The organism is Anaerotruncus sp. 80 (assembly GCF_009936115.1).
Lineage (GTDB): Bacteria > Bacillota > Clostridia > Peptostreptococcales > Anaerovoracaceae > Senimuribacter > Senimuribacter intestinalis.
Genome location: NZ_QWES01000035.1, coordinates 1 through 21,779, shown reverse-complemented (window position 1 = coordinate 21,779; position 21,779 = coordinate 1). Strand labels below are relative to the sequence as shown.

Sequence of the window (21,779 nt, the reverse complement as noted above, 5' to 3'; positions counted from 1 at the left end):
TGCATTGATTAGTGCATAGCGCAATAGCTTTGAGCCGCGTTTAGACATTCTGGTTTTCGCAGCGGTAAATTTACCGGACTGGTAAACTGAAGGATCTAAACCGGCGTAAGCCAGGAGCTGGCATGGCTTTTCAAATCTGGAGATATCACCGATTTCACCAATAATCATGGCACCGTTGAGGTTGCCGATACCCGGAATAGTCTTAATTACAGAGTCCATGTTATCCATGATTTCATTGATAGAAGCTTCTACCCTGGAAATTTGCTGCGAATACATTTCAATTTGTTCAATGGATTGCAAAATCTGCAAAGATAGTGTATCATCATTAATACCGACGGATTGCGATGCAAGCTCTTTCAATGCGATAGCATGATTTTTAGTGTAGTGGCCCATAGAGGTCTTTTTCAGCAGGTTTGATAACCGCGTGAGATGCATTTTTGCAATCCTGTCGGGATTAGACTCGGTTTTCAGGAGCGCATAACAGGACTTTGTATGGATTCCAGACTTAAAGAAAAACTGGAGTTCGGGAAAGATAAGGTCCACATAGGATACGAGCTGAATTTTAACCTTTGTTCTTGCTTTCATCAGTTTCTGGCGAAAGCGGCAAAGGTTTTTTAATTGCAAAGAATCATAATCACGCTTTGAAAAACAGCGGTAATTATGTAGAGACAATGCTTTGATGATGAGAAAGGTATCTACGGAGTCGGTTTTTGTTTTACGAATGTTAGACTTACGTAAAGAAGCGGTCTGGATAGGATTGATGATACAGACCTGAAAATCTCTGCTAAAGAGAAAAGAAGTCAGGTTTTCTGCATAATGGGCAGTAGACTCCATTCCAATAAGAAGTTGTTCTTTGGGATAGGAGCCGATGCAGTTAAGCAGTAGTTGAAATCCGGCACGATCATTCGTAAAAGGAAATGGATCTGCAAGGATTTCACCGTCAGAGTGCATGACGCAAGCATAATGTGTTCGTTTGGCGATGTCGATTCCAACATAAATCATAAGAAACCTCCTAAATGAATAATCACTGTGTCTGTCCACATAGTTTTATCATCATAGACTTGCGTGAAATGAAAACTCAAAGGCTTATCCAACTATAAATGATTCAGATAAAACTGTGGCAATACACTCCTTCAAATAGTCGAAGCTATAAAAGAAAGATAAAAAGTCCACAGTGTTACTAACGATTATATCAAAATTGAGAAGAAAGGAGCGTATTGATGTATTTGGACTAAATACATCATACAAGAAGAAGATGTTGCAGAGCGGATCGAGGAACTTTACGGCGCCAAAGGCGTCAGCGTGGTCTTTGCAAAGGACTTTCAGCAGTCGCTGGACATGTTGGAAAATGATCGAGTGGCAGCGGTAGCAGGGGATGAGACGAAGCTGTCTTATCTGATTAACCAGCAGCGCAGCAACCGGTATTATAAATTCCTCAAGTATTCTTTTTCCAGAAAAGAGATCTGTGTGGCATTGAACAAAGATAACGAAGGGCTTTTAAACGCTTTTAATAAAGCGGTACTTTCCATGAAAAAGAAAAATCTCATTACCAAGACTCAGAGCAAATGGTTTGGTGCTATGGAGCCGGAGATTACCGACATGACGGAAGTAGATGTGATCTATAACATCGGTTTTTTCTTTATCATATGCGGTGCGGCTTTTACCATATGGAATTTGTCTACAGCGAAGAAGGTAACGGAAAAGACCAGAGAGCTGTTCAACAGCAAGGAACAGCTGCGGTTGATCATAGATACTTTGGACAGGGGGCTGATTATCGCTTCCGGTAGCGGAACGATTTTGGAGGTCAACGATGAGATCTGCAGGATCGCAGGCTGCAGCAAGAGGGAACTTTTGAAGAGCGATATTCATACCAACAAGTGGGTCATGCCTTATTTGCAGCAGGAGGACGAGACTGTCTATAAGCTGAAAGAGCATTACTATATGAAGAATACCATGGATCTCAACGAAGAGGATAAAAAGCTTTACATTGTGGAAGAGTGGACCCAGCGGTATATCAATGAGCGGCGAAACATTCAGGAGGAAAAGATGATTGCAGTGGGGCAGCTTTCGGCAGGGCTTGCTCACGAGATTCGAAATCCTCTGGGACTGATAAAAAGTTATATGTTCTTGATTCAGGATTTTGTAAAAGGGGAGGACGGTATTCATGCGGTGCGGGTTATTGATGACTCCATCAAGCGGATCAATCGCCTCATCGACAGCTTGCTGAAGTTTTCCAGGCTTTCCGGTGAGGATAATAAGGAAGTGGATATCGGTGAGCTGATCAGCAACATTTTGATTCTGGAAAAGAAACAGATGGACAGCAAGGATATTGATGTGACATTTTCTTTGAATGGAGAAAAGGCGAAGCCGGTGCTGCTTAATGAGGATCTTTTAAAGATTACTATGATCAATCTTTTGAATAATAGTATTGACGCGCTTGCGGAGGTAGAGCGCAAGAGAAAAATTGAGATTCGTGTCACAATCTGGGAAAGGACGGTAAATATCGTATTTCGTGACAACGGATGCGGTATCGAAAGTGAAAGGCTTTCGGAAATTTTCAATCCGTTTTATACCAGCAAAGAGAGGGGAACCGGTCTTGGACTTTACCTGGTGCATTCTCAGCTGGAGCAGGCGGGGGGTGCGATTCGCGCAGAAAGTGTGCGGGGAGAAGGCTCTGTGTTTTATGTAGAAATTCCCGTTAAAATGGCTTAAAGTAGGAGGAAGAATATGAAGACAGGATACAATATTTTAATTGTTGATGATGAACTGGAATATCAGAAAGTGGTGTCTATGATTTTAAGCCGGAAAGGATATCAGACCAGTACCTGTTCCAACGGGAAAGAAGCGCTGGCGTACCTTAAGGATCATGAGGTCAATCTGGTGATTACCGATTTGCGCATGCCGGAGCTTTCCGGGGAAGAGCTGATTCGTACCTTGACCGCTGAAAACGAGGACATCGATATTATCGTCATGACGGCTTACGGATCCATTGAAAGTGCGGTGGATTCTATCAAATACGGCGCAAAGGACTATTTTGTCAAGAGCAGCGATCTGGAGGAACTGATTATGAAGGTAGAGCGGCTAGCGAAGCTGAAGCGCCTGGCGGAAAAGAGCGATATTCTCCTTCGGAACCAATACGAAGAAAACGTATTCCTGGAGTCCAAGAATCCGCAGTATTTGCGGCTTCTGGAACTTTGTGACAGGACCGCAGACACCAATATCAATGTGCTTTTACTGGGAGAGTCCGGTGTAGGAAAGGAAGTTTTTGCCAACTATATTCATAGCAAGGGGAGCCGAAGAAAGGAGCCTTTTGTGCCGATCAACTGTCAAAGCCTGCCGGAAAGTGTCATTGAGTCAGAGCTGTTTGGGCACGAGAAGGGCAGTTTTACCGGCGCTGTGGCGAAACGAGTCGGAAAATTTGAAGAAGCCAACTTTGGCACATTATTTTTGGATGAAATCGGAGATCTGCCTCTGGGCATGCAGGGAAAACTGCTCAGAGTACTGGAGAGCAGAAAGATTGAACGGATCGGGAGCAATAAGTCAATCGATCTGGACGTGCGGCTGATCTGCGCTACTAATAAATCCCTGGAAGAAGAAATTGCAGCAGGTAAGTTCAGGGAGGATCTGCTTTACCGAATCAACACCTTGACTTTAATTATTCCGCCTATTCGTCAGAGAAAAGAGGATCTGGAGGGGCTTATAGAGTTTTTTATCAGAAAGACGGAAGCGGAACAAAAGAAGAAAATCGAACATATTGACGGGCAGGTCATGTCTATGCTGCTGGGATACGACTATCCGGGCAACGTGCGGGAACTGAAGAATATCATTGAGCGCATGGTGGCGTTAAGCGATGGCGGCAGAATTACTATGGACGATTTGCAGCAGCCTTTGTGCGGAAAACTCCCAAAGGAACCATTATTTATGGGGGAACAGAAAGCTTTGAAAGAGGCTAGAGCGGATTTTGAGAAGTACTATATAGAAAGGGCATTGAAAAGTACAGAAGGCAATGTGACAAAATGTGCTGTGGTCTTAGGGATTACCTCGCGGCAGCTTTGGAATAAATTAGGCGAATATGGAATAGATCCGAAAGCTGTGAAATAAATTTCATCATGAAAATTATGAACCAGGAAATAAATTTCATACTACACTGGAAATGACAGCAGGTGCAGCGGCGAAATTCCTTGAAAAATGGGGATTTTTGTTTGTGGCACAGTTCTTGCTCTTAAATATACCTGAAATATCTAATTAAAGGAGGAAATTTTATGGGTAAGAAAAGAACCCCAAGGCTTCCTAAGGTTTGGGAAGCACTCGTTCCAATCGTTTTTATGATGGTTATTATTATTTTAAGTACTGTAAAATGGGGCTTGGATCCGCATATGCCAATTATAGCATCCTGTGTTGTAGCTTCCTTGATTGCAGTAAAATGCGGCTACGGCTGGGAGGATATCGCAGCAGGCGCATATGACAGCATTCGCAGAACTCTAGAAGCATTTCTGATTATCATGTGCGTTGGTATGTTGATCGGTTCCTGGGTTTGGTCAGGCACCATGCCGGCTATGGTTTACTATGGTCTTGAAATTATTTCACCGGGCGCATTTTTAGTAGTAGGTGCGATTTTGACTGCTATTGTAGGACTCGCAACGGGGTCTTCCTGGACTGCATCCGGTACGGTAGGCGTGGCTCTGATGGGTATTGCAATGGGTCTTGGCATTAACCCTGCTCTTGCAGCAGGTATGGTAATTTCCGGCGCATACACAGGGGATAAATTATCTCCGTTGTCTGACAGTACTAACGTTGCGGCAGCAGGGGCGGAAACGCCTTTGTATGATCATGTGGCTGCCATGATGACAACAACAATTCCGTCATTTTTGATTTCTCTGGTGCTGTACGGCATCGTGGGCGCTATCGTTATCGACGAATCCGGCTATGACGCTTCTTTGGCGATGGATATTCAAAATGCTATCGCAGATAACTTCTATCTGTCTCCTTGGATTATGCTGCCAGTACTGGTGGTTATCTTCGGTGCAGTAAAGAGGATTCCGGCAATTCCGTCGCTGCTTCTTGCTGCAGTTTGCGGCGGCGCAGTAGCAATGATTGCGCAGGGCGCGACTTTCCCGGAAGTGTTTGGTGGTATGCAGACCGGTTTCAGCATTGAATCCGGCAACGAAGTGACTGACAGCCTGCTCAACAGAGGTGGTATCGACTCCATGATGTGGACGATTTCCTTGATCATGTTCGCCTTGTTCTTTGGCGGCGTACTGGAAAAATGCGGATTTATCGAAGTACTGCTGGGCGGTCTTGTAAGAAGAGTAAAGAGTGTCGGCGGTCTGGTGCTGTGCACTATCGTAACCGGTATTATCTGTGATGTTGTGTTGACTGACCAGTATCTGGCAATTCTGGTGCCTGGCAGAATGTACATGAAAGCCTTTGATGAAAGAGGACTGAGCAGAAGCTTCCTGTCAAGAACCACAGAAGATGGTGCGACTCTCTGGTCACCAATGATTCCATGGAATGGCTGCGGCGCTTATCAGTCTGCAACCTTAGGCGTGTCCAACTGGGCATTTATGCCGTACGCATTTATGAACCTGATTAATCCGGTTCTGGCAATTACAATTTCATATCTCGGCATTGGTATCAAATACAAGGAATATGATGGAAAATCCAGAGCAGAGATTAAGGAATTAAAAGCAAAGAGAAAGGCAGAAAAACGCAATGGATAAAATCAAGGCATATGATGACAGAACAATGCGGAAATCCACAAAGTTTGCAGCAGTCATATTTGGCGCAGGGCTGATTGTGTTCAGTTTCTATTCTACAGTCAAATATTCTGCAATTATCGGTGTGGTGCTGCTTCTTGCGGTAGTTTTCCAAAAGGAAACCTATGTCAGCAAGGAAGGCGTTGTTCTGGCGTATGACTTTATCCTGCGCAAGCATAAAATTGTGTGGTCTTTTGAAGAGATTACAGATATTCACATCGAATATGTGGCGGATCCAAATTACGTGGTGCTTCATTTTCTTAGAGATGTCATGTCGCGGAGACTGGTGTTTCAAAAGAGGGAGCTGGAGCAGGTTTTGGAACTTGCCCGCAGTGTGAAACCGGATATCCATATTGAGAATGTGAAGTGATTTTTAAAGTATAAAATTGAAAAACAGTGGTCGAGGAAGGCCACTGTTTTTTGTGCGTGGATTAGTGAGACGTATTGTGATAGGAAGTGGCACTGCGACGAATTTAGGTAAAAATGTGTAATAACTATTAAAGAATAGCGTAAAAATGTGAAAATATTGATTGATAGACTGCGTAAAAAGTGGCATAATATATAAAAGATAGGAGGAGAGCTTAGCATGGAACGACTTATAATGCGGAAAATGATTGAATGGAAGAATAGCAAGTCCAGAAAGCCGATGATTTTAAAAGGGGCACGGCAGGTTGGAAAGACGTGGATTATGAAAGAGTTTGCAAGGAGATATTTCGGGAATTATGTCTACTTCAATTTTGATGAAGAGGAAGAACTTTCGTCTATCTTTGAGAAGAATAAGAATCCGCAAAGAATTATTGAATTGCTATCGTTAATTTCTGGGGAAAGAGTCGTGCCGGGGGAAAGTTTAATCATACTTGATGAAATTCAGGAATGTCCACAGGCACTAAACAGTCTTAAATATTTTCGTGAAAATGCAAATGAGTACCATGTGATTGTGGCAGGAAGCCTGCTGGGAACTTTGCTTGCGCAGCCGAAATCATATCCGGTTGGGCAGGTGAATCTCTTAGAACTTGGACCGCTGAATTTTGAGGAATTTTTATTGGCAACGGACGAGGCGCTGTATCATTATTATCAGACCATAGAAAAGGGGCAGCACATTGAAGAGATTTTTCACCATAGACTTCTCGACAGCTATCACTATTATTTGATTATTGGGGGAATGCCGGAATGCGTATCATCATGGATTGATAGTAAAGATCCGCAGCAGATTCAAAAAATACAGAGGGAACTACTAGCGATATATGAGAATGACTTTTCCAAACATAATGGAAAAGTAAACAGTGGTCGGCTGCTGATGGTTTTTCGGAGTATTGTATCGCAGCTTGCAAAAGAAAACGAAAAATTCATATATGGCGCAGTCCGCACTGGTGGGCGTGCACGAGACTTTGAGGAGGCGATAGAATGGCTGGTATCGGCAGGGATGCTGAATCGGGTCTACAATGTTTCGAAAGCGGAACACCCTTTACCAGCTTTTGATAAGCTGGACTGTTTTAAGCTGTACCTCTTTGATACGGGATTATTAAAATGCATGGCGGGGATAGATAACAGTGCCATTTTGTTAAAGTCAGATTATCAGTTCAAGGGTGCATTGACGGAGAATTTTGTTTTACAGCAGCTGAAAGGACAGTATGAACTGGCGCCTAGGTATTATGGAACACGCTATGGAGAGATAGACTTTCTGCTGCAGGATGGTCAAAATATTATCCCTGTCGAAGTGAAAGGTGGAGCAGATAAGAGTGCACCAACCTTTAAAAAGTATATAGCAGAGGTAAAACCAGTTTCAGCGGTTCGATTTTCGGAAATGGGCTATTTAAAAAATGGAATGATTACCAATGTACCGCTGTATTTGGCAGCTGACCTGAAGAGGGTGCTGTAGAAGTCTGCCTTATTATTGAAGGAATGTTTTGAGAAAGGATACAACAAAAAGATGAATTGCAAGGAATGTGGTGCGGTATTCAGTGATGAAGCTGCTTTCTGTCCAATGTGTGGCAAGCCTGTAGGTATTGAGTAATGGAAATGCTTTGATACAAAAAGCGGAAAATTTAACCATTGAATCGAATAAAAGAGGAAAGAAAGAGTTTGATGATTGTAGTAGTAATTATTGCAGTGATAGGATTTGCATTAAATTATAGCCGGGTATCGGCAGAATACTACTCTAATATGGTGGACGCATACAACACCATGTTGAATGAATTTGTTGAGGGCGAAGAAGCAGCGGAATTGATTCATGATGTATGGTATAATGCTATTTGGGATTGGAGCAATAAAGATACATATAAATATGTAAAGGGAACTGATGATTTTAATGAGGCTTTGGAAAATTTGTTTGCAGACAAAAATTTTGTAAAAAGAATGGAATCAATTGGAAATAATATGTCAGGAACTTTGAGCTTGATGAAAACGCTGAATCATCCACCAGAACAATACGAGGAGGCTTATCAAGACCTGAAGGCATTATATGATTTTTATTTTGATTATAGATCATTAGCAACGAATCCTAAAAGTAGAACTATTATGGAGTTTACGGAAGAATATAACGATTTGGAACAGAAAATTTTAAAGAAAATGGCAGACGTACAACTGCATTTTGATTGACAACACACAAGGGCGCCGGTAATTCTGCCGGCACCCTTGCTGCTGGAAGGGGGCTTTTCCTAAGAGGAAAAGTCTCGAAAGAAAGTATTATGTAAATGAACTTAACTGCTTTGATCACTTCTGTCGAAAATAATCTTCTATTGCATCTGCAACCTGTTTCATTTCGGGAATGCCGTATCTTTGGTCGCACTGCAGCATCAGATTGTGTGCGGATAGATACTGCGCGTCCTCGCCCGGCGTGTAATACTCCGTTGGCAGAATCCACTGAATTTCCGGGATAATATTGTGCTGAACCAGATGCTGATAAAGTCCGTTGCGGTCATCAGCTAAAATAGTCAGCCCAAAAGGAACGCAGTCACCATCTTCACCGATATCCCTGCTGAGCATGGTAAGTTCCGGAATTTGAAGAAGTCTGCTATAGAGATAGCGGAAGTTTTCGATACGCCGTCTCATGAGTGCTTGCGCGTCAGTGTCAAAGAAAATTTGTTTCGACTCCTCGGTCATTTTCCTCGGGGTCAAATTGACATAGCGGCTGGCGTTAGCTTCTTTTTCGCAAGCTAGATAAGATTCTTTTTCTAACTCCGGATTCGACGCATACAGCGGTCGCATGACTGAAATCAAAAGTTCTTTATATACGCTTTCGTCATAAGCGCTGGCAAGGGCTGGAACTGAATCACGGCTTGCATCTTCAAACACGTCATTTCTAATGGCGCAAATGCCGCCGTCGGTCATTGGAAACCATTTTCTAGTGCTGCCGACGATGTAGTCGCCAAAACCCATGCGGCGAAAAGCCGAATCCTTCGACGTCTTAGAAAAGAGAGCCTGCGTGATGTCCTCCATAATTAGCAGATTGTGCACCTTTGCAAGCTGACAGAGATATTTTACGGTATCCGAAGGCTGCGGCATGCTGAAGTAGTGAATTACATAAATCATGCCGACAGTTTCGTCCAGCTTAGACTCCAGATCTGCAAGGTCGATTTCCAGATCCTTTGTGACCCGATAGAAATCGTAAGAAAGTCCTTCCCAGCGGACGGCGCTGATGATGGAAAGGCATAGATAGTCGGGAAGAAGCACTTTTTTTCCTTTCATTTTATCTGCGCAATGCTCCATGGCATAAACCGAAGCAGTACGTCCGTTATTGGTATAAATCTTGTGCGTATATTGAGAACTTTTGCCTGCCGAACAGTCCAGCCGCAGCGCAAAATCATCGTTTTTCGGGCGCTCCATAAGCAGCGCACCGTCAACGCTGTAAAATCCTCCGATTAGCATGGCTTAGTCCTCATAAACGGGATAAACAGGGATATCATCGCGTTTTAAAAATGCGGTCAGGCAATGAACGGAGCCGCCGCCTTTTTTGATTTCGTCAAGGTCCAGCTCGATGACTTCGATACCTTTCTTGTTCAAAAGCTCCACAGTGCGCGGAGATCCCTTCGGCATGATAATCTTGCCCGGCTCCAGTGCGACGGAGTTTGCGGCAAAATTAATCTTTTCTTCAAAAGTCGGAATTTCTACAAATTCAAATCCCCGCTTTTCCAGCTCTTCATAGATGATATCCGGTGTGATATATGGATATGTCACGGCAACGTTGGTATCTACGATGGATAGGAAGCCATCCAGGTGGTTTTGGTTTCTGGCGATGCTGAGGGTGATGACATTTTTTACGCCCATGTGATGAAAGGTGTCTGTAACCTGTACCAGTCCTTCTTTGTTGCAGCGGCTTCCAGTTCCTACGAAGACCGTTTCACGGTCTACCCAAGTAGCGCAGGCGCCGTCAAAGATTCCGTTTCCATGGATGGTTTTGACGATGGGAACGCCGTGCTTAGCAACTTCCTGCGCAGCATATTTTACTTCGTTGTGACGAATTTTAATTCCGGGTCTTGTCACGATGACGCCCTCCGGTGTGCCCAGTACTAAATCGTGGCAGTACATGGCGTTAGGGCAGCCTGGATCAGTTTCGTCGATATTGTAGACTGTAATGCCATGATCGCGATAGACCTGTACCAACTGATCGTGTTCCCAGCGGGCTTTATCCACATCGATAAAATCACGGAAATAAATCGCAGACGGATCTGTGATGTTTTCAATTTCTTTGCCGGGACGGTGCACCAGCACGGTGCGCAGCGTTCCGATTTCGGATGTAACACTGAAATTGTCGCCCCAGACAGCGGGCATATCTTCATAAAATGTATTGAACTTTTCCATAGATGAGAATCTCCTTTTTTAACCTCTTGCTAGGGTTGCACTGCAGCAGTGGACAGAGCCCCAGCCCTTCAGCACTTCGTCGAAATCCAGACTGATGACTTCTACGCCGTTTTTCTCCAGCGCATCCCTTGTTTTAGGGTTTCCCTGTGCCTGAATGACGACGCCGGGACGCAGTGCAACGATGTTCAGCCCCAGGGAAAATCTGGCCTCGTCCTGATCCGGTGCGTCGATGATATGATAGCCTGCGTTCATCAGGTACTCTACCACGTCGTAAGGCACTTGGCGTGTGTTGATGATGACCTTGTCCACATCGACAAAATTCATGATACCGTCCAGGTGCGCATTGGTATAAGGAATTGGAACTGTCAGAATCGTTTCCACGCCTTGTTCACGGAGCACGTGAGCAACCTGATTATAGCCGGATTCGTTGGTGCGGGAGCTTCGTGCCAGAATTGCCGTCTTTCTGTCTACCCAGAGACAGTCTGCTCCTTCAAAGGTCCCCGTACCGGTAATGGTTTTCACAATTGGCACATGAATGGCAGCAAGTGCTTTTGCCATAGCGACTTCTTCACCGCGGCGGCAAGGTAGTGCCGGCCTGCAAATAATAGCGCCTTCCGGCGTCATAAACATCAAATCTCGGCAGTAGACTGCGTTAGGACGGTCAAGCCGCTGGTCTTCAAGAAAGTGGACTTCCACGCCCTGACTTAGGTAAAGATCCACAAGTCTTTGATGGGCCTGTCTGAATTTATCGGGATCAATGCCTTCGCGGAAACGGGCTTCCTCCCAAGAAAAGTTATCGATTTCAGCACCGGGGCGCCTGAGCATAACGCTTTTTAAAGGAGCGACCTGAGAGCAAATACCAAAGTCGCCCCAGTAAGTGGTGAGCTGCTCTGAAAAAGGCGTTTCATCACGCCGCAGATTTTTATCTTTGCTGAGTTCTAAAAATGCCATACAAAACCTCCAAGATGAAAAATAGGGCGAAGCCCGTCTGCCTGCTTGATATAAAGGGAAAGACAGGCGGCTGGGCTTCGCTTCATAACTGTGCAAGAATTATGCTTCAACTTTCTTTCCGTAGAGTTTGGAAAGCGTAAGTACTGTTACGATCAGCAGGGCGATACCAACTGGCAGAGCGATCACGCTGCCGGTCATGCCTGCTACTGCGTAAGTCACGATTGATACACCGCCGACCATGAGTGCGTACGGAAGTTGAGTCTTGACATGAGCCAAAAGATCACAGCGTGCGCCGTTAGCGGATAAGATCGTAGTATCAGAAATCGGTGAGCAGTGGTCGCCGAAGAGGCCGCCGGATAATACGGAAGCAATCGCTACTTGCATTGGTGCGTTCAGTGCCATAGCAGCAGGAACGGCGATGGTCATCATAATAGAGAAGGTTCCCCAGGAAGAGCCGGTGGAGAAGGAAATCACAGCACTGGCTACGAAGATAATCACTGGAAGAATCCAAGCTGGTACGCTATCCTGCAGCATATTTACAACAAATTCCGGCCCGCCCATCGTTTTTGTTACGCTGCTCAGTACCCATGCCAAAAGCAAGGTGATAAATACGCTGGCAATACTTTCAAGCCCTAATACGTAATCCCGACAAATGCTTTTAAAGGATTTGATTTTCAGTGCAACGACTAAAATGATGTTTGCGATAGAGCCGAACACGAAACCTGCAATCAGTGCGCCGCGAAGTGCGTCACCGTCAACAGACTTGAACGGGAAACCCTGCGGGCAGAGCATAAAGCACAAAGTGCCGATCATAACTACAAGAGGAATGATCATGACGATTGGGCGACTGTTTTCCAGCTTTGCGTCGGTGTCGATTTTAACAGCTTCAGCAACCTGTCCGCCAGGAGAAACCAGACCGGAAAGCGCGCGCATTTCAGCCCTGTGCATTGGTCCGAACTCTTTTCTGGTAAAAGCAATCAGCGGAACCATCAGCAGAGAGAGCAGTGCGTAGAACTGGAAAGGCCAGGCCTTCAGCAGCATGTCCCATTCGGTGCTGGCATAGCCTGCTGCCTGAAATTCTGTACCCATCAGTCCCATGATGTAAGCGCCCCAGCCGAGGAATGGCACTAAGATGGAAAGGGGAGAAGCGGTGGTGTCAAGGATCCACGCCAGCTTTTCTCTGGAAACCTGCATCTTATCGGTTAGAGGCTGTACGATCGGACCTGCGATAATCGGGCTTCCGATATCGGAGAAAAATACCATGATACCAGCTACCCAGCCAGCCATCTGTGCTTTTGCGCGGCTGTTTACGAACTTCGTGACGCTTGATGCAAAGGCGTGAGCGCCGCCCGATACCTCCAGCAGTTTTACAAAACCGCCGATGAAAATCAGCAGTACCAGTACTTCTGCGCAATAGGAGTCTGTCATGTTCGGAACCAGATGATCGACAACGTAAGACATCATTGCGTCAAATGGATTTCCGCTGCACACGATCAGAAGCCCTGCAAAGGCGCCGGCAAATAGTGCGATAGAAATGTTTTTGAGCCACATGGCGATGACGATGGTCAGCGCGATGGGAAATAACGATAGAATACCATAATCCATAGTTAGTCTCCTTTCTGCTATGTTAATCTACGTCACACATATAGAGCAAAAAATATGCCATGTAGTTTTTGGGCGAATTTTGCAGAAAAGACGGATGGATATGTGATAAAAATTATCATAAAGGATAATTTTTATCGATTTTGATAATCTTTTAGGATGCGATACAAGGTAGCAATACCGATACCCAGACTTGTCGCTGCATGTTTTTTGCCTTTGGTATCCCAGCCGTATTTATCGAGGGCTTTTAAGACTTCGTCAATTTCAGTTTTTCGTCTGGTATCACGGAGTCTTGCAGCAGCAGACGGCACAGTTTGCGCAAGCACGGCAGCTTCTGCCTGAATCAGCTCAGCAGAATAGATATCAGTATTCTTTTTCGGAGATTTAATTCTCGCCGGAATGCTGAAACTGGTGAGAATTTCTTGACTTTCCACATTGAGTGCGCATTCAATGGTATTTTCCAGTTCTCTGATATTGCCCGGCCAGTGGTAATCCATCAGAATTTTCGCAGCCTGAGGGGTCATATCGCAGACGTGTTTGCGAAGATGTCTTGAATATTTCTCCATAAAATGACGGGAAATGACCAAAATATCCTCGCTGCGCTCGCGCAGAGGCGGAATGAAAATCGGAATGACGTTGAGTCTGTAATAAAGATCACTTCGAAATTCTCCATCCTCCATCATCGTTTCCAGGTTTCGGTTTGTTGCAGCGATTACCCGCACATTGATGGAAATGATTTTGTTCCCACCGACCCGTTCAATGGTGCGTTCCTGCAGCATGCGCAGAAATTTTACCTGCAGGAAAATCGGGATATCGCCAACTTCGTCGAGAAAGAGAGTGCCGCCGTTTGCCAGCTGACATTTACCGATTTTACCGCCTTTTTTTGCACCTGTAAAAGCGCCGTCTTCGTAGCCGAACAGTTCGCTTTCCAGCAGCGTTTCCGGGATCGCGCCGCAGTTGATGGCAACAAAAGGTCCATCCTTTCTGCTGCTGTGATTGTGAATGGCTCTGGCAAAGAGTTCTTTCCCGGTGCCGCTTTCACCGCGGATTAGGACGGTAGAGTCGCTGCCGGCGATTTTATGAGAAAAATCGATGACTTCACAGATGGCTTTAGATTCACCGACAATATCGCTAAATTCCACCTTATAGTCGGATTTGTGTAGGATGTTAGAGGCGATATTGCTAGCTTCTGTAAAGCTTTTTATGTTGAGAATGGTGCCGTGCTTAGTGCCGCTTGCCTCGATTCGCTTGGCAGTGAGCAGCACATTGACTTCGCTTTGCTCGTTGCGAATGGTGACTTCATTGTCGATATAGAAAGGCGTCTTCTGAATATCGGCGATAACTTGGTCCGGCAGCACACAGCTGATATGGCTTCCGATGAGTTTTTCTGTAATGCCGAAGTTTCTGGTGGCAGACTCGTTGATTCGATAGATGATGGAGTCGTTATCTACAGCGATGACGCCATCATGAACTGAGTTCAAAATAGCAAGGGTTTCGTTGAGATTGACCATGAGCTGATCAGCATATTCGACGGTCTCAATTCTGCTGGAAATCAGTTCGGAGAGTTTTTCGGTGAAGTCGACGAAGAGATCGCGACCGAAGAGACCGTTGTTTTTCTGTTCGTCAGTAAAGGCAATAAAGCCGATTGCGCCGCGAATCTCACCGTTGACGTGAAGGGGCGCATAAACTGCTGCCTTTTCTTTACAGTTATTCTTATTCTCGCAGTCGGCGCAGGCAGGTTCTTTGCCGGGACTGCTGATTACTATTTTCTGATTTTGCTCTATTACACTCTTGAATACGTTGGAGTTTTCCACTTTACTTCCGATTTCTGCCTTGTACAGACCAGTGCCTGTAGTTCTGATAAAGCCTGTGTCGATGGTGGTAATGACCACATTGAAAAGCTCAGAAACGATTTCACAGGTTTCCTGAATAAAACTGTATTTTTTATTTATCATAGCGTATTTCCTTCCTGCTTTACGTGTACCTGGTTTAAGATGATTATATTCGTTCACAAAAATTTGTCAAATTTTTTGATTGGCATAAAACTTGCGGTTAGGGATATGGTATCACGAGAAATTTTCAGAACAAGGGAGGTCAATCATGACAAATAAAATGAAGCAGAGTGTGAAAATGGACACCATTCCGTTTTCCGGTATCAGAAAAGTATTTGAAGCAGCAGGAAAGCTGGAAAAGGAAGGAAGAGAAATTATCAATCTGGGCATCGGGCGCCCGAATTTTGATACGCCGGCATTTATCAGAGATGCAGCAAAGAAAGCGCTGGATGATGGGTATACCTACTATACATCCAATTACGGGACGGAAGGTCTGCGTCAGGCAGCAGCTGATAAATTCAAAAGAGACAACGGTCTTGATATGACGATGGACGACATCATCGTAACAGTCGGTGCTAATCAGGCAGTTTCCATCGCGATGACAGGGCTTCTGGATCCGGGCGATGAGGTGCTTGTTCCCAATCCATCCTGGCTCCACTATTTCTACTGTGCGGAGCTTGCCGGAGCAAAGACAGTGTCTTATCCGCTGCTGGAGGAAAACGATTTTAATGTGCAGATTGAAGACATCGAAAAGCTGGTTTCACCAAAGACCAAGATGATTATCGTAAACACGCCGAACAATCCTACCGGCTCGGTACTCAGCAGAGAAAGTCTGGAAAAAATTGCAAAGATTGCAAAAGACAACAATTTGATCGTGCTTTCTGATGAAATTTATGAAAAATTGTTATATGATGGAAGTACGCACACCAGTATCGCATCTCTTCCTGGCATGGCGGAGAGAACCATCATCATCAACGGTGTATCCAAGGCTTACGCGATGACGGGCTGGAGAATCGGTTTTGCGGCTTCCAAGAATGCCGAATTCATCAGCGCTATGATTCGTGTACTGCAGTATACTGTAACCTGTGCTACTTCTGTATCACAGTATGCAGCTGAAGCGGCTCTGGCAGGACCGCAAGGATGTATTGAGGAAATGCGTGTGCAGTTTGATAGAAGAAGAAAACTGGTCTATGAGTCCATCAATAAAATCGAAGGACTTAGCTGCAATTGCCCAAAGGGTGCGTTCTACTGCTTTATGAATATTAAAGGGCTTGGCATTACAGATGAAGAGGCTTCAGATTATTATCTGAATGAAGCCGGCGTTGCCATGATTCCAGGCTCTGCCTTCGGTGAATATGGAACAGGCTATCTTCGCATCGCTTTTTCTAATTCTTATGAAAACATCGAGAAAGCCATGGGTAAAATCAAGGGAGCAACAGAAAAGCTGTTAAAAAATAAACTGAGTTGGAGGATATTCCATGTTAAAGGTATTAGATTTTGAAATTGAAAAAGGCGATAAATGGATAAAAGATATACCGGTTTGCGATGAAGCTGGAACTGAAACTAGTTTTCCATTTTATGTTATCGCCGGAGAAAAAGACGGACCGGTGCTTTGCATTACCTCGGGCGTTCACGGTACGGAGTATCCGGGCATCGGTGCGAATTTGACGCTGTATCATGAAATTGAGCCCAGTCAGCTTTCCGGCACTATCATCGGCGTGCCTCAGTGCAACTTCGCATCTTTTCAGGCGAAGGTGCCTTTTGTGAATCCGCTGGATGGAAAAAATCTCAACGATACGTTTCCCGGCGATGCGGCAGGCACCATTACCGAGCGTCTTTGCTATACACTGGTTCATCAGGTTGCGGCAAAGGCAGATTATCACATCGACATGCACAGCGGCGACAGCATTGAGTGGCTGTACCCTTACGCCTTTTATCACATCAGTGAAAAGGACGAAAAGATAACAGAAACAGCACGGGCGCTGGCAAAGGTATATGGACTGGATTATGTGTCCTATACGGAAACGGACGGAGCAGGCGCAACGGACAGGGGAAATTTCTATGCTGCAGTCAGCGAGCTGGGCATTCCGAGCATTCAGCCGGAAATCGGAGGAATCGGACTCATCGAAGAGGAGACGAAAATGCTCCACTATGAAGGCGCAAAGAATGTGATGAAACACCTCGGCATGCTTTGCGGCAGTGTGGCGAAAAATCCGCGCCAAAAGGAACTCTCCAGATTTTACCGCCTAAAAGCTTCACAAAACGGCATTTATAACTGCCGCGTAACCCCGGGTGAAAAAGTGAAAAAAGGTCAGCTGCTGGCAGTGTTGACTGACTATCACGGAGATGAGGTCTACAAAGAATTCTATGCGGAAGATGATGCTGTGATTTTATGGGTAATGTCTACTTTTGCTGCATGTGAGGGTGACAATCTCATGGCAATCGGTGTGATTTAAAGGAGGACATGAATTTTGAACATAGGAATCATTGGTTATGGCGGTGTGGGAAAGGCACTGGTGCGACTTTTGAATATGCAGAAAGAAATGCTGGACGCGGAAGGCCTCTCTGTTACGGTCAGCTATATCGTCGATTATTATGGCGGCATCTATGCTGCAAAGGGAATTGATTTAGCTGCCTTGGAAGTTTTTACGGAAAGAGAAAAGGATATTACCAAGTTTTCCGGCGGAAGTGCAGATATTACTGCAGCTGAGATAGCAGCGGATCCTGCGGTAGATCTGGCAGTGATTATGACGCCAACCAATAAGGAGACAGGACAGCCAGGGCTTTCTTATGCGGAAAGTCTGCTGAAAGCAGGAAAACACGTGGTGATCTCCGATAAGGGACCGATCATGCTGGCTTATCATAAGCTGGCAGCACTGGCAAAAGCCTGCGGTGTACAACTTGGAATCGGCTGCACTACAGGAGGCGCGCTTCCATCCGTCAACGCCGGCGTCATGGACCTTGCGGGAAGCAGTATTACTTCCATTGAAGGCGTGCTGAACGGAACGACCAACTTTATTCTAAAATATATGGAAGATCATCACTGTGAATATGAGAAGGCATTAAAAATTGCCCAGGAGTGTGGTATTGCTGAGACCGATCCGACTCTGGATGTGGAAGGCTGGGATACTGCCGGAAAGCTCCTGATTTTGACAAACGTGCTGATGGGCGAAGATAAAACGCTGGCTGATATCAAGGTAAGCGGAATTACTGCTCTCTCTGCGGCGGATATAGAAAGTGCAGCGGCAGCGGGGCTGAAATATAAGTTGGTCGGCAAAACCGTCAGAACGGACGGACAGCTTCACATGTCTGTAGGTCTTGAGAGACTGCCGGCTGAACATCTGCTTTACAGTGTCGAAGGAAAGAACAAAGCAGTTCGTTATGTTTCAGACACTTTGGGGGAACTTGCGGTCATCGGAGGCGTCAGCGGTGTTATTCCGGCAGCAGCATCAATTTTGCGTGATATCGTTAATGTACACAGAGGATATCAGTTTATCAGATAGGAGGCAAGAAATGCGTTTAGCGACTATTCAAATAAAAGGTGGGGAATTTGCAGGAATTGTAACGGAGAAGGGCATCGTTCCCATAGAAGAAGTCAATGCCACCTGCGGCACATCCTGGGAAACTCTGCTGTATGATTTAATCTGCACCGGACAGCTGGAAACTTTGACGGTCTGGTACAATGACGGCGGAAAAGAAAAGCTTGCAGAGATGAACTGTGTACCTTTTGCAGAAGTGAAGTACGCACCTCTTTACAGAAATCCCCAGAGAATTTTTGGGATTGGCTTAAACTATGTGGATCACGCCGGAGATTTAGGTGAAGGTGCGCCTAAGGGCTTTCCGGGGAGTTTCTACAAACCGGCTTCTTGTATCGTAGGGCCGGGAGATGAAATTTGCATTCCTGCCATGGAAGAGGCGCAGAAAACCACCGGCGAAGCGGAGCTGGGCATCATCATGGGAAAGAAGTGCAAGTTTATCGGTGAAGATGAATGGCGGGACTATATTGCCGGCTATACTACAATTCTGGATATGACAGAGGAATCTATTTTGCGTCAGAATCCGAGATTTCTGACCCTTGTTAAGGGCTTTGACACCTTCTTCAGCTTTGGTCCGCATTTGATTACGCCGGACGAAGTGGAAGATGTATCTGCCCTAGAGGTGCAGACGGTGCATAATGGAGAGATTCATGCGGCAAATACAGTGGCCAACATGACCCATAGTCCATCGAGACTGGTTTCGCTGATTTCTCATATGCAGGGGTGGCTGCCGGGTGATATTCTATCCACGGGAACGCCGAGAGCAGTGCATATCCAGGACGGTGATAGCCTGGAGTGTCGCATTTTTGGACCGGACGGCTTTGTCATGGAACCGCTTGTGAATCCGGTCGTGGATTTAAAATTACAGAAAGAAAAATAATGAGGAGGGAATATCTATGGATTTAGGTTTAAAAGATAAATGCGCTCTGGTGCTGGCATCAAGTTCAGGACTTGGAAAGGCAGTAGCGAGGGAGCTTGCGGTCGAGGGAGCAAAGGTTATGTTGTTTAGCCCGTTTTTGGAGCAGTTGCAGGAGGCTAAGGCGGAATTAATCAGTGAAACGGGAAATGAAAATGTGGACTTTTTCTGCGGCGATATGACTCACCTTGCGGACATCAAAGCGCTGGTTGCTGCTACCTGCGAGAAATTCGGACCGATCTATGCGCTGTTCAACAATGCAGGCGGACCGCCGGCAGGACCACTTAATTCCTTTGACGATGAAGCGTGGTACAAAGCTTTTGACTTGACGCTGCTTTCTTATCAGAGAGTAGTGCGGGAGGTTGCACCGATTATGATGGAAAATGGTGGCGGAAGAATTGTCAACTCCACATCTTCTTCTGTGAAGGCAGTTCTCGACAATCTGGGGCTATCAAACACCATGCGTGCCGGTGTAGTAGGCTGGTCCAAGACTGTTTCTCAGGAGCTTGGAAAATATAACATTCTGGTCAATGTCATCGGACCGGGACGCATCGGCACTGCAAGAATCGATCAGCTGGACAAAATGCGTGCAGAAAAACAGGGTATTTCCGTAGAACAGCTGCAGGAAAACACTTGGAAGACCATTCCACTGGGCAGGTACGGAAGACCGGAAGAATACGGCAAACTGGCAGCATTCTTGCTGTCATCTACTGCAAACACCTATATCACAGGTCAGACCATCTTAGTTGATGGCGGACTGGTAAAGGCGCTGTAACGAGTGGAAGGCTGCCTGAGCTAGTGTGCATAAATTTTAAAATAACTCTCAAAATATGCACACGGGCGTGCATAAATTTAAGAAAAACGACTGAAATATGCAGAAACGGCGAGGTTTATTCGGGATTATCCTATAAACCTCGCCTGTTTTTGGCAAAAATCTGCATATATAGCGAATTATTATGGAAAATATGCACGGATTTCTGAAGAGATGTGCATATTTTAGAGAAAATTTTCGATTATATGCACAACGGGAAAAAGGCGATGCAAGTGACTGTAAACCACTGCTACTCCATAAATGTTATCTTTCCCTGATATAAATCGGCAATGTTGATTTTTACTACCTTATCTTTCAGACTCAGCGTAAAATAGCTTTGGTCTGTGATATGGGTTTTGTTGCCGAAGGAATCATAAATGGTATCTTTGTTGATGAAGGTGTAGCCAAAGTAAGCCTTATTGCGGAGGACTTTTTTAAATGGATTTTTGTGGAAAGCTTCCAGCTCTACATAATCGACCTCTGCCTCACCGGCATTCTGGTGATAGCCGCCGACATAGCTGTTTAATATCACATTCTGCGATTTTGATGTAAAGGTAATATCTACCATACCATCGAATTTTTCACAAGTAATGGTGATATCATTGATGTCAGGGCTAAAGCCGTGGGCAAAATAGTAAGTGCCGCCGCCGAAAATCAGCAGCAGGGTAAGGATTGTAATTCCCACCGCTCTGCGGGTACGTTTTCTCAGTTTGAGAAAGGGCTTAATATCGTGGTCGGCATCTGCTGCGGCGTTTTCTTTTTCCGAAGGCAGCTGGGGCATTTCAACAGCAGCTTTCATATCTTCTGCAATTTGCGCGCAGGCAGGGCATGTCTTTAGATGGTTTTCGATGGCTTCGCTGCTGGCAGGACTTGTTAGTCCCTCTAAATAGCTGGGAAGCAAATCTCTGGTTAATTCGCAAATAATTTCGTTTCTCATTCCTGTTACCTCTTATTCTTTCGATATTTTCTGCTTAGCGCGATAGAAGGTGACACGTGCCCAATTTTCTGTTTTTTCGACGATATCGCCGATTTCCTTAAAAGAAAAGGCGCCGGTCAGTCTGAGCAGAACGACTTCTTTTTCGATGTCAGAAAGCAGATGCACTTTGCGAAACAGCGCCATTTTTTCGTCTTTAACAGAAAATGCCTGTTCCAGCGTAAGTGCATCTGACACAAGGGCTTCACCGTTTAAATCTGCCAGCGGCACTGCTGATTTTCTCTGCCGCCGTGCAAGCTCCTGATACCAAAGGTGCTTGGCGATTTGACAAAGCCAGGTGGAAATTTTGCAGGAACCGTCGTATTTGTTTGCTGTGCGTACAGCCTGATAAAAAGTTTCCTGGGTCAGTTCCTCTGCCGTGTGCTCCTCCATACAAAGGGTCATTAAAAATTTGAACACGTAGTTGGCGTAGTCCTTGTATGCGGCGTCCATATCCAACATTTTATCACCTCTCTTTGTCCATATATCGGAAAAGATCGAATTTCGTTACAGGAATTTTAAAATTTATTATTTGCCAAAATAAATTCTGCGTATCACTGGAATTTCAAATGGCAAAGACTTACATAGAATTTACTCTGACA

Annotated in this window: 19 protein-coding genes; 11 read left to right on the top strand and 8 right to left on the bottom strand. The window is 45.2% G+C overall.

Annotated elements, in window-relative coordinates:
* A partial coding sequence (locus tag D1155_RS14080; protein ID WP_160203056.1) for an IS110 family transposase occupies positions 1-1,002 on the bottom strand: 1,002 nt, incomplete at its 3' end.
* A 222-nt stretch (positions 1,003-1,224) separates the two neighbouring features.
* Here D1155_RS14080 and D1155_RS14075 point away from each other — a divergent pair.
* The 6 genes from D1155_RS14075 (at position 1,225) to D1155_RS14050 (ending at position 8,354) form a co-directional block, all read left to right on the top strand.
* On the top strand, positions 1,225-2,712 hold the full coding sequence (locus D1155_RS14075; protein WP_347561000.1) for an ATP-binding protein: 1,488 nt from the start codon (positions 1,225-1,227) through the stop codon (positions 2,710-2,712).
* A gap of 15 nt (positions 2,713-2,727) precedes the next feature.
* A complete protein-coding gene (locus tag D1155_RS14070) occupies positions 2,728-4,101 on the top strand; it encodes a sigma-54 dependent transcriptional regulator (protein ID WP_160203054.1) in 1,374 nt (457 codons plus the stop codon).
* 161 nt (positions 4,102-4,262) lie between these two features.
* Complete coding sequence (nhaC, locus tag D1155_RS14065) at positions 4,263-5,720, top strand: Na+/H+ antiporter NhaC (RefSeq protein ID WP_160203053.1); 1,458 nt, start codon at positions 4,263-4,265, stop codon at positions 5,718-5,720.
* Positions 5,713-6,126 (top strand): hypothetical protein, encoded by a 414-nt coding sequence (locus D1155_RS14060; protein WP_160203052.1) that lies wholly within the window; start codon positions 5,713-5,715, stop codon positions 6,124-6,126. Before nhaC ends, D1155_RS14060 begins: the two co-directional genes overlap by 8 nt.
* Positions 6,127-6,342: 216 nt before the next feature.
* Entirely contained in the window at positions 6,343-7,635 is a 1,293-nt protein-coding gene (locus tag D1155_RS14055) for an AAA family ATPase (protein WP_160203051.1), read from the top strand.
* Between the two features lie 203 nt (positions 7,636-7,838).
* Positions 7,839-8,354, top strand: coding sequence for a hypothetical protein (locus D1155_RS14050; protein WP_160203050.1), 516 nt, complete (start codon positions 7,839-7,841; stop codon positions 8,352-8,354).
* Between the two features lie 114 nt (positions 8,355-8,468).
* On the opposite strand, the gene D1155_RS14045 is transcribed toward D1155_RS14050, so the two are convergent.
* The 5 genes from D1155_RS14045 to D1155_RS16030 form a co-directional block, all read right to left on the bottom strand.
* Complete coding sequence (locus D1155_RS14045) at positions 8,469-9,623, bottom strand: aminotransferase class I/II-fold pyridoxal phosphate-dependent enzyme (RefSeq protein WP_160203049.1); 1,155 nt, start codon at positions 9,621-9,623, stop codon at positions 8,469-8,471.
* A gap of 3 nt (positions 9,624-9,626) precedes the next feature.
* Positions 9,627-10,556: an arginine deiminase family protein gene (locus D1155_RS14040; RefSeq protein ID WP_160203048.1), complete on the bottom strand. Its 930-nt coding sequence runs from the start codon at positions 10,554-10,556 to the stop codon at positions 9,627-9,629.
* Positions 10,557-10,574: 18 nt separating this feature from the next.
* Positions 10,575-11,507 carry an arginine deiminase family protein gene (locus tag D1155_RS14035; RefSeq protein WP_160203047.1) on the bottom strand — a complete coding sequence of 311 codons (933 nt, stop codon included), beginning with the start codon at positions 11,505-11,507 and terminating at the stop codon, positions 10,575-10,577.
* Between the two features lie 99 nt (positions 11,508-11,606).
* Positions 11,607-13,112 carry a Na+/H+ antiporter NhaC family protein gene (locus D1155_RS14030; RefSeq protein ID WP_160203046.1) on the bottom strand — a complete coding sequence of 502 codons (1,506 nt, stop codon included), beginning with the start codon at positions 13,110-13,112 and terminating at the stop codon, positions 11,607-11,609.
* A gap of 131 nt (positions 13,113-13,243) precedes the next feature.
* Positions 13,244-15,064 (bottom strand): sigma 54-interacting transcriptional regulator, encoded by a 1,821-nt coding sequence (locus tag D1155_RS16030; RefSeq protein ID WP_160203045.1) that lies wholly within the window; start codon positions 15,062-15,064, stop codon positions 13,244-13,246.
* Between the two features lie 145 nt (positions 15,065-15,209).
* Here D1155_RS16030 and D1155_RS14020 point away from each other — a divergent pair, with 145 nt between their 5' ends.
* Genes D1155_RS14020 through D1155_RS14000 form a run of 5 tightly spaced genes read left to right on the top strand, consistent with a single transcriptional unit; the run spans position 15,210 to position 20,168 of the window.
* Entirely contained in the window at positions 15,210-16,442 is a 1,233-nt protein-coding gene (locus tag D1155_RS14020; RefSeq protein WP_243151110.1) for a pyridoxal phosphate-dependent aminotransferase, read from the top strand.
* Positions 16,420-17,397 carry a succinylglutamate desuccinylase/aspartoacylase family protein gene (locus tag D1155_RS14015; protein WP_160203044.1) on the top strand — a complete coding sequence of 326 codons (978 nt, stop codon included), beginning with the start codon at positions 16,420-16,422 and terminating at the stop codon, positions 17,395-17,397. The genes D1155_RS14020 and D1155_RS14015 overlap by 23 nt, the downstream gene beginning before the upstream one ends.
* A 15-nt stretch (positions 17,398-17,412) precedes the next feature.
* The gene (locus D1155_RS14010; RefSeq protein WP_160203043.1) at positions 17,413-18,444 is read left to right on the top strand and encodes a Gfo/Idh/MocA family oxidoreductase; all 1,032 of its coding nucleotides are present in this window, start codon (positions 17,413-17,415) and stop codon (positions 18,442-18,444) included.
* A gap of 10 nt (positions 18,445-18,454) precedes the next feature.
* Positions 18,455-19,357, top strand: coding sequence for a fumarylacetoacetate hydrolase family protein (locus tag D1155_RS14005; protein ID WP_160203042.1), 903 nt, complete (start codon positions 18,455-18,457; stop codon positions 19,355-19,357).
* Positions 19,358-19,373: 16 nt separating this feature from the next.
* Positions 19,374-20,168, top strand: coding sequence for an SDR family oxidoreductase (locus D1155_RS14000; protein ID WP_160203041.1), 795 nt, complete (start codon positions 19,374-19,376; stop codon positions 20,166-20,168).
* A gap of 286 nt (positions 20,169-20,454) precedes the next feature.
* Here D1155_RS14000 and D1155_RS13995 read toward each other — a convergent pair whose 3' ends face one another.
* Both D1155_RS13995 and D1155_RS13990 read right to left on the bottom strand, forming a co-directional pair.
* A complete protein-coding gene (locus tag D1155_RS13995; protein WP_160203040.1) occupies positions 20,455-21,141 on the bottom strand; it encodes a zf-HC2 domain-containing protein in 687 nt (228 codons plus the stop codon).
* A 12-nt stretch (positions 21,142-21,153) separates the two neighbouring features.
* On the bottom strand, positions 21,154-21,639 hold the full coding sequence (locus D1155_RS13990) for a sigma-70 family RNA polymerase sigma factor (protein ID WP_160203039.1): 486 nt from the start codon (positions 21,637-21,639) through the stop codon (positions 21,154-21,156).
* Positions 21,640-21,779: the final 140 nt, after the last annotated feature.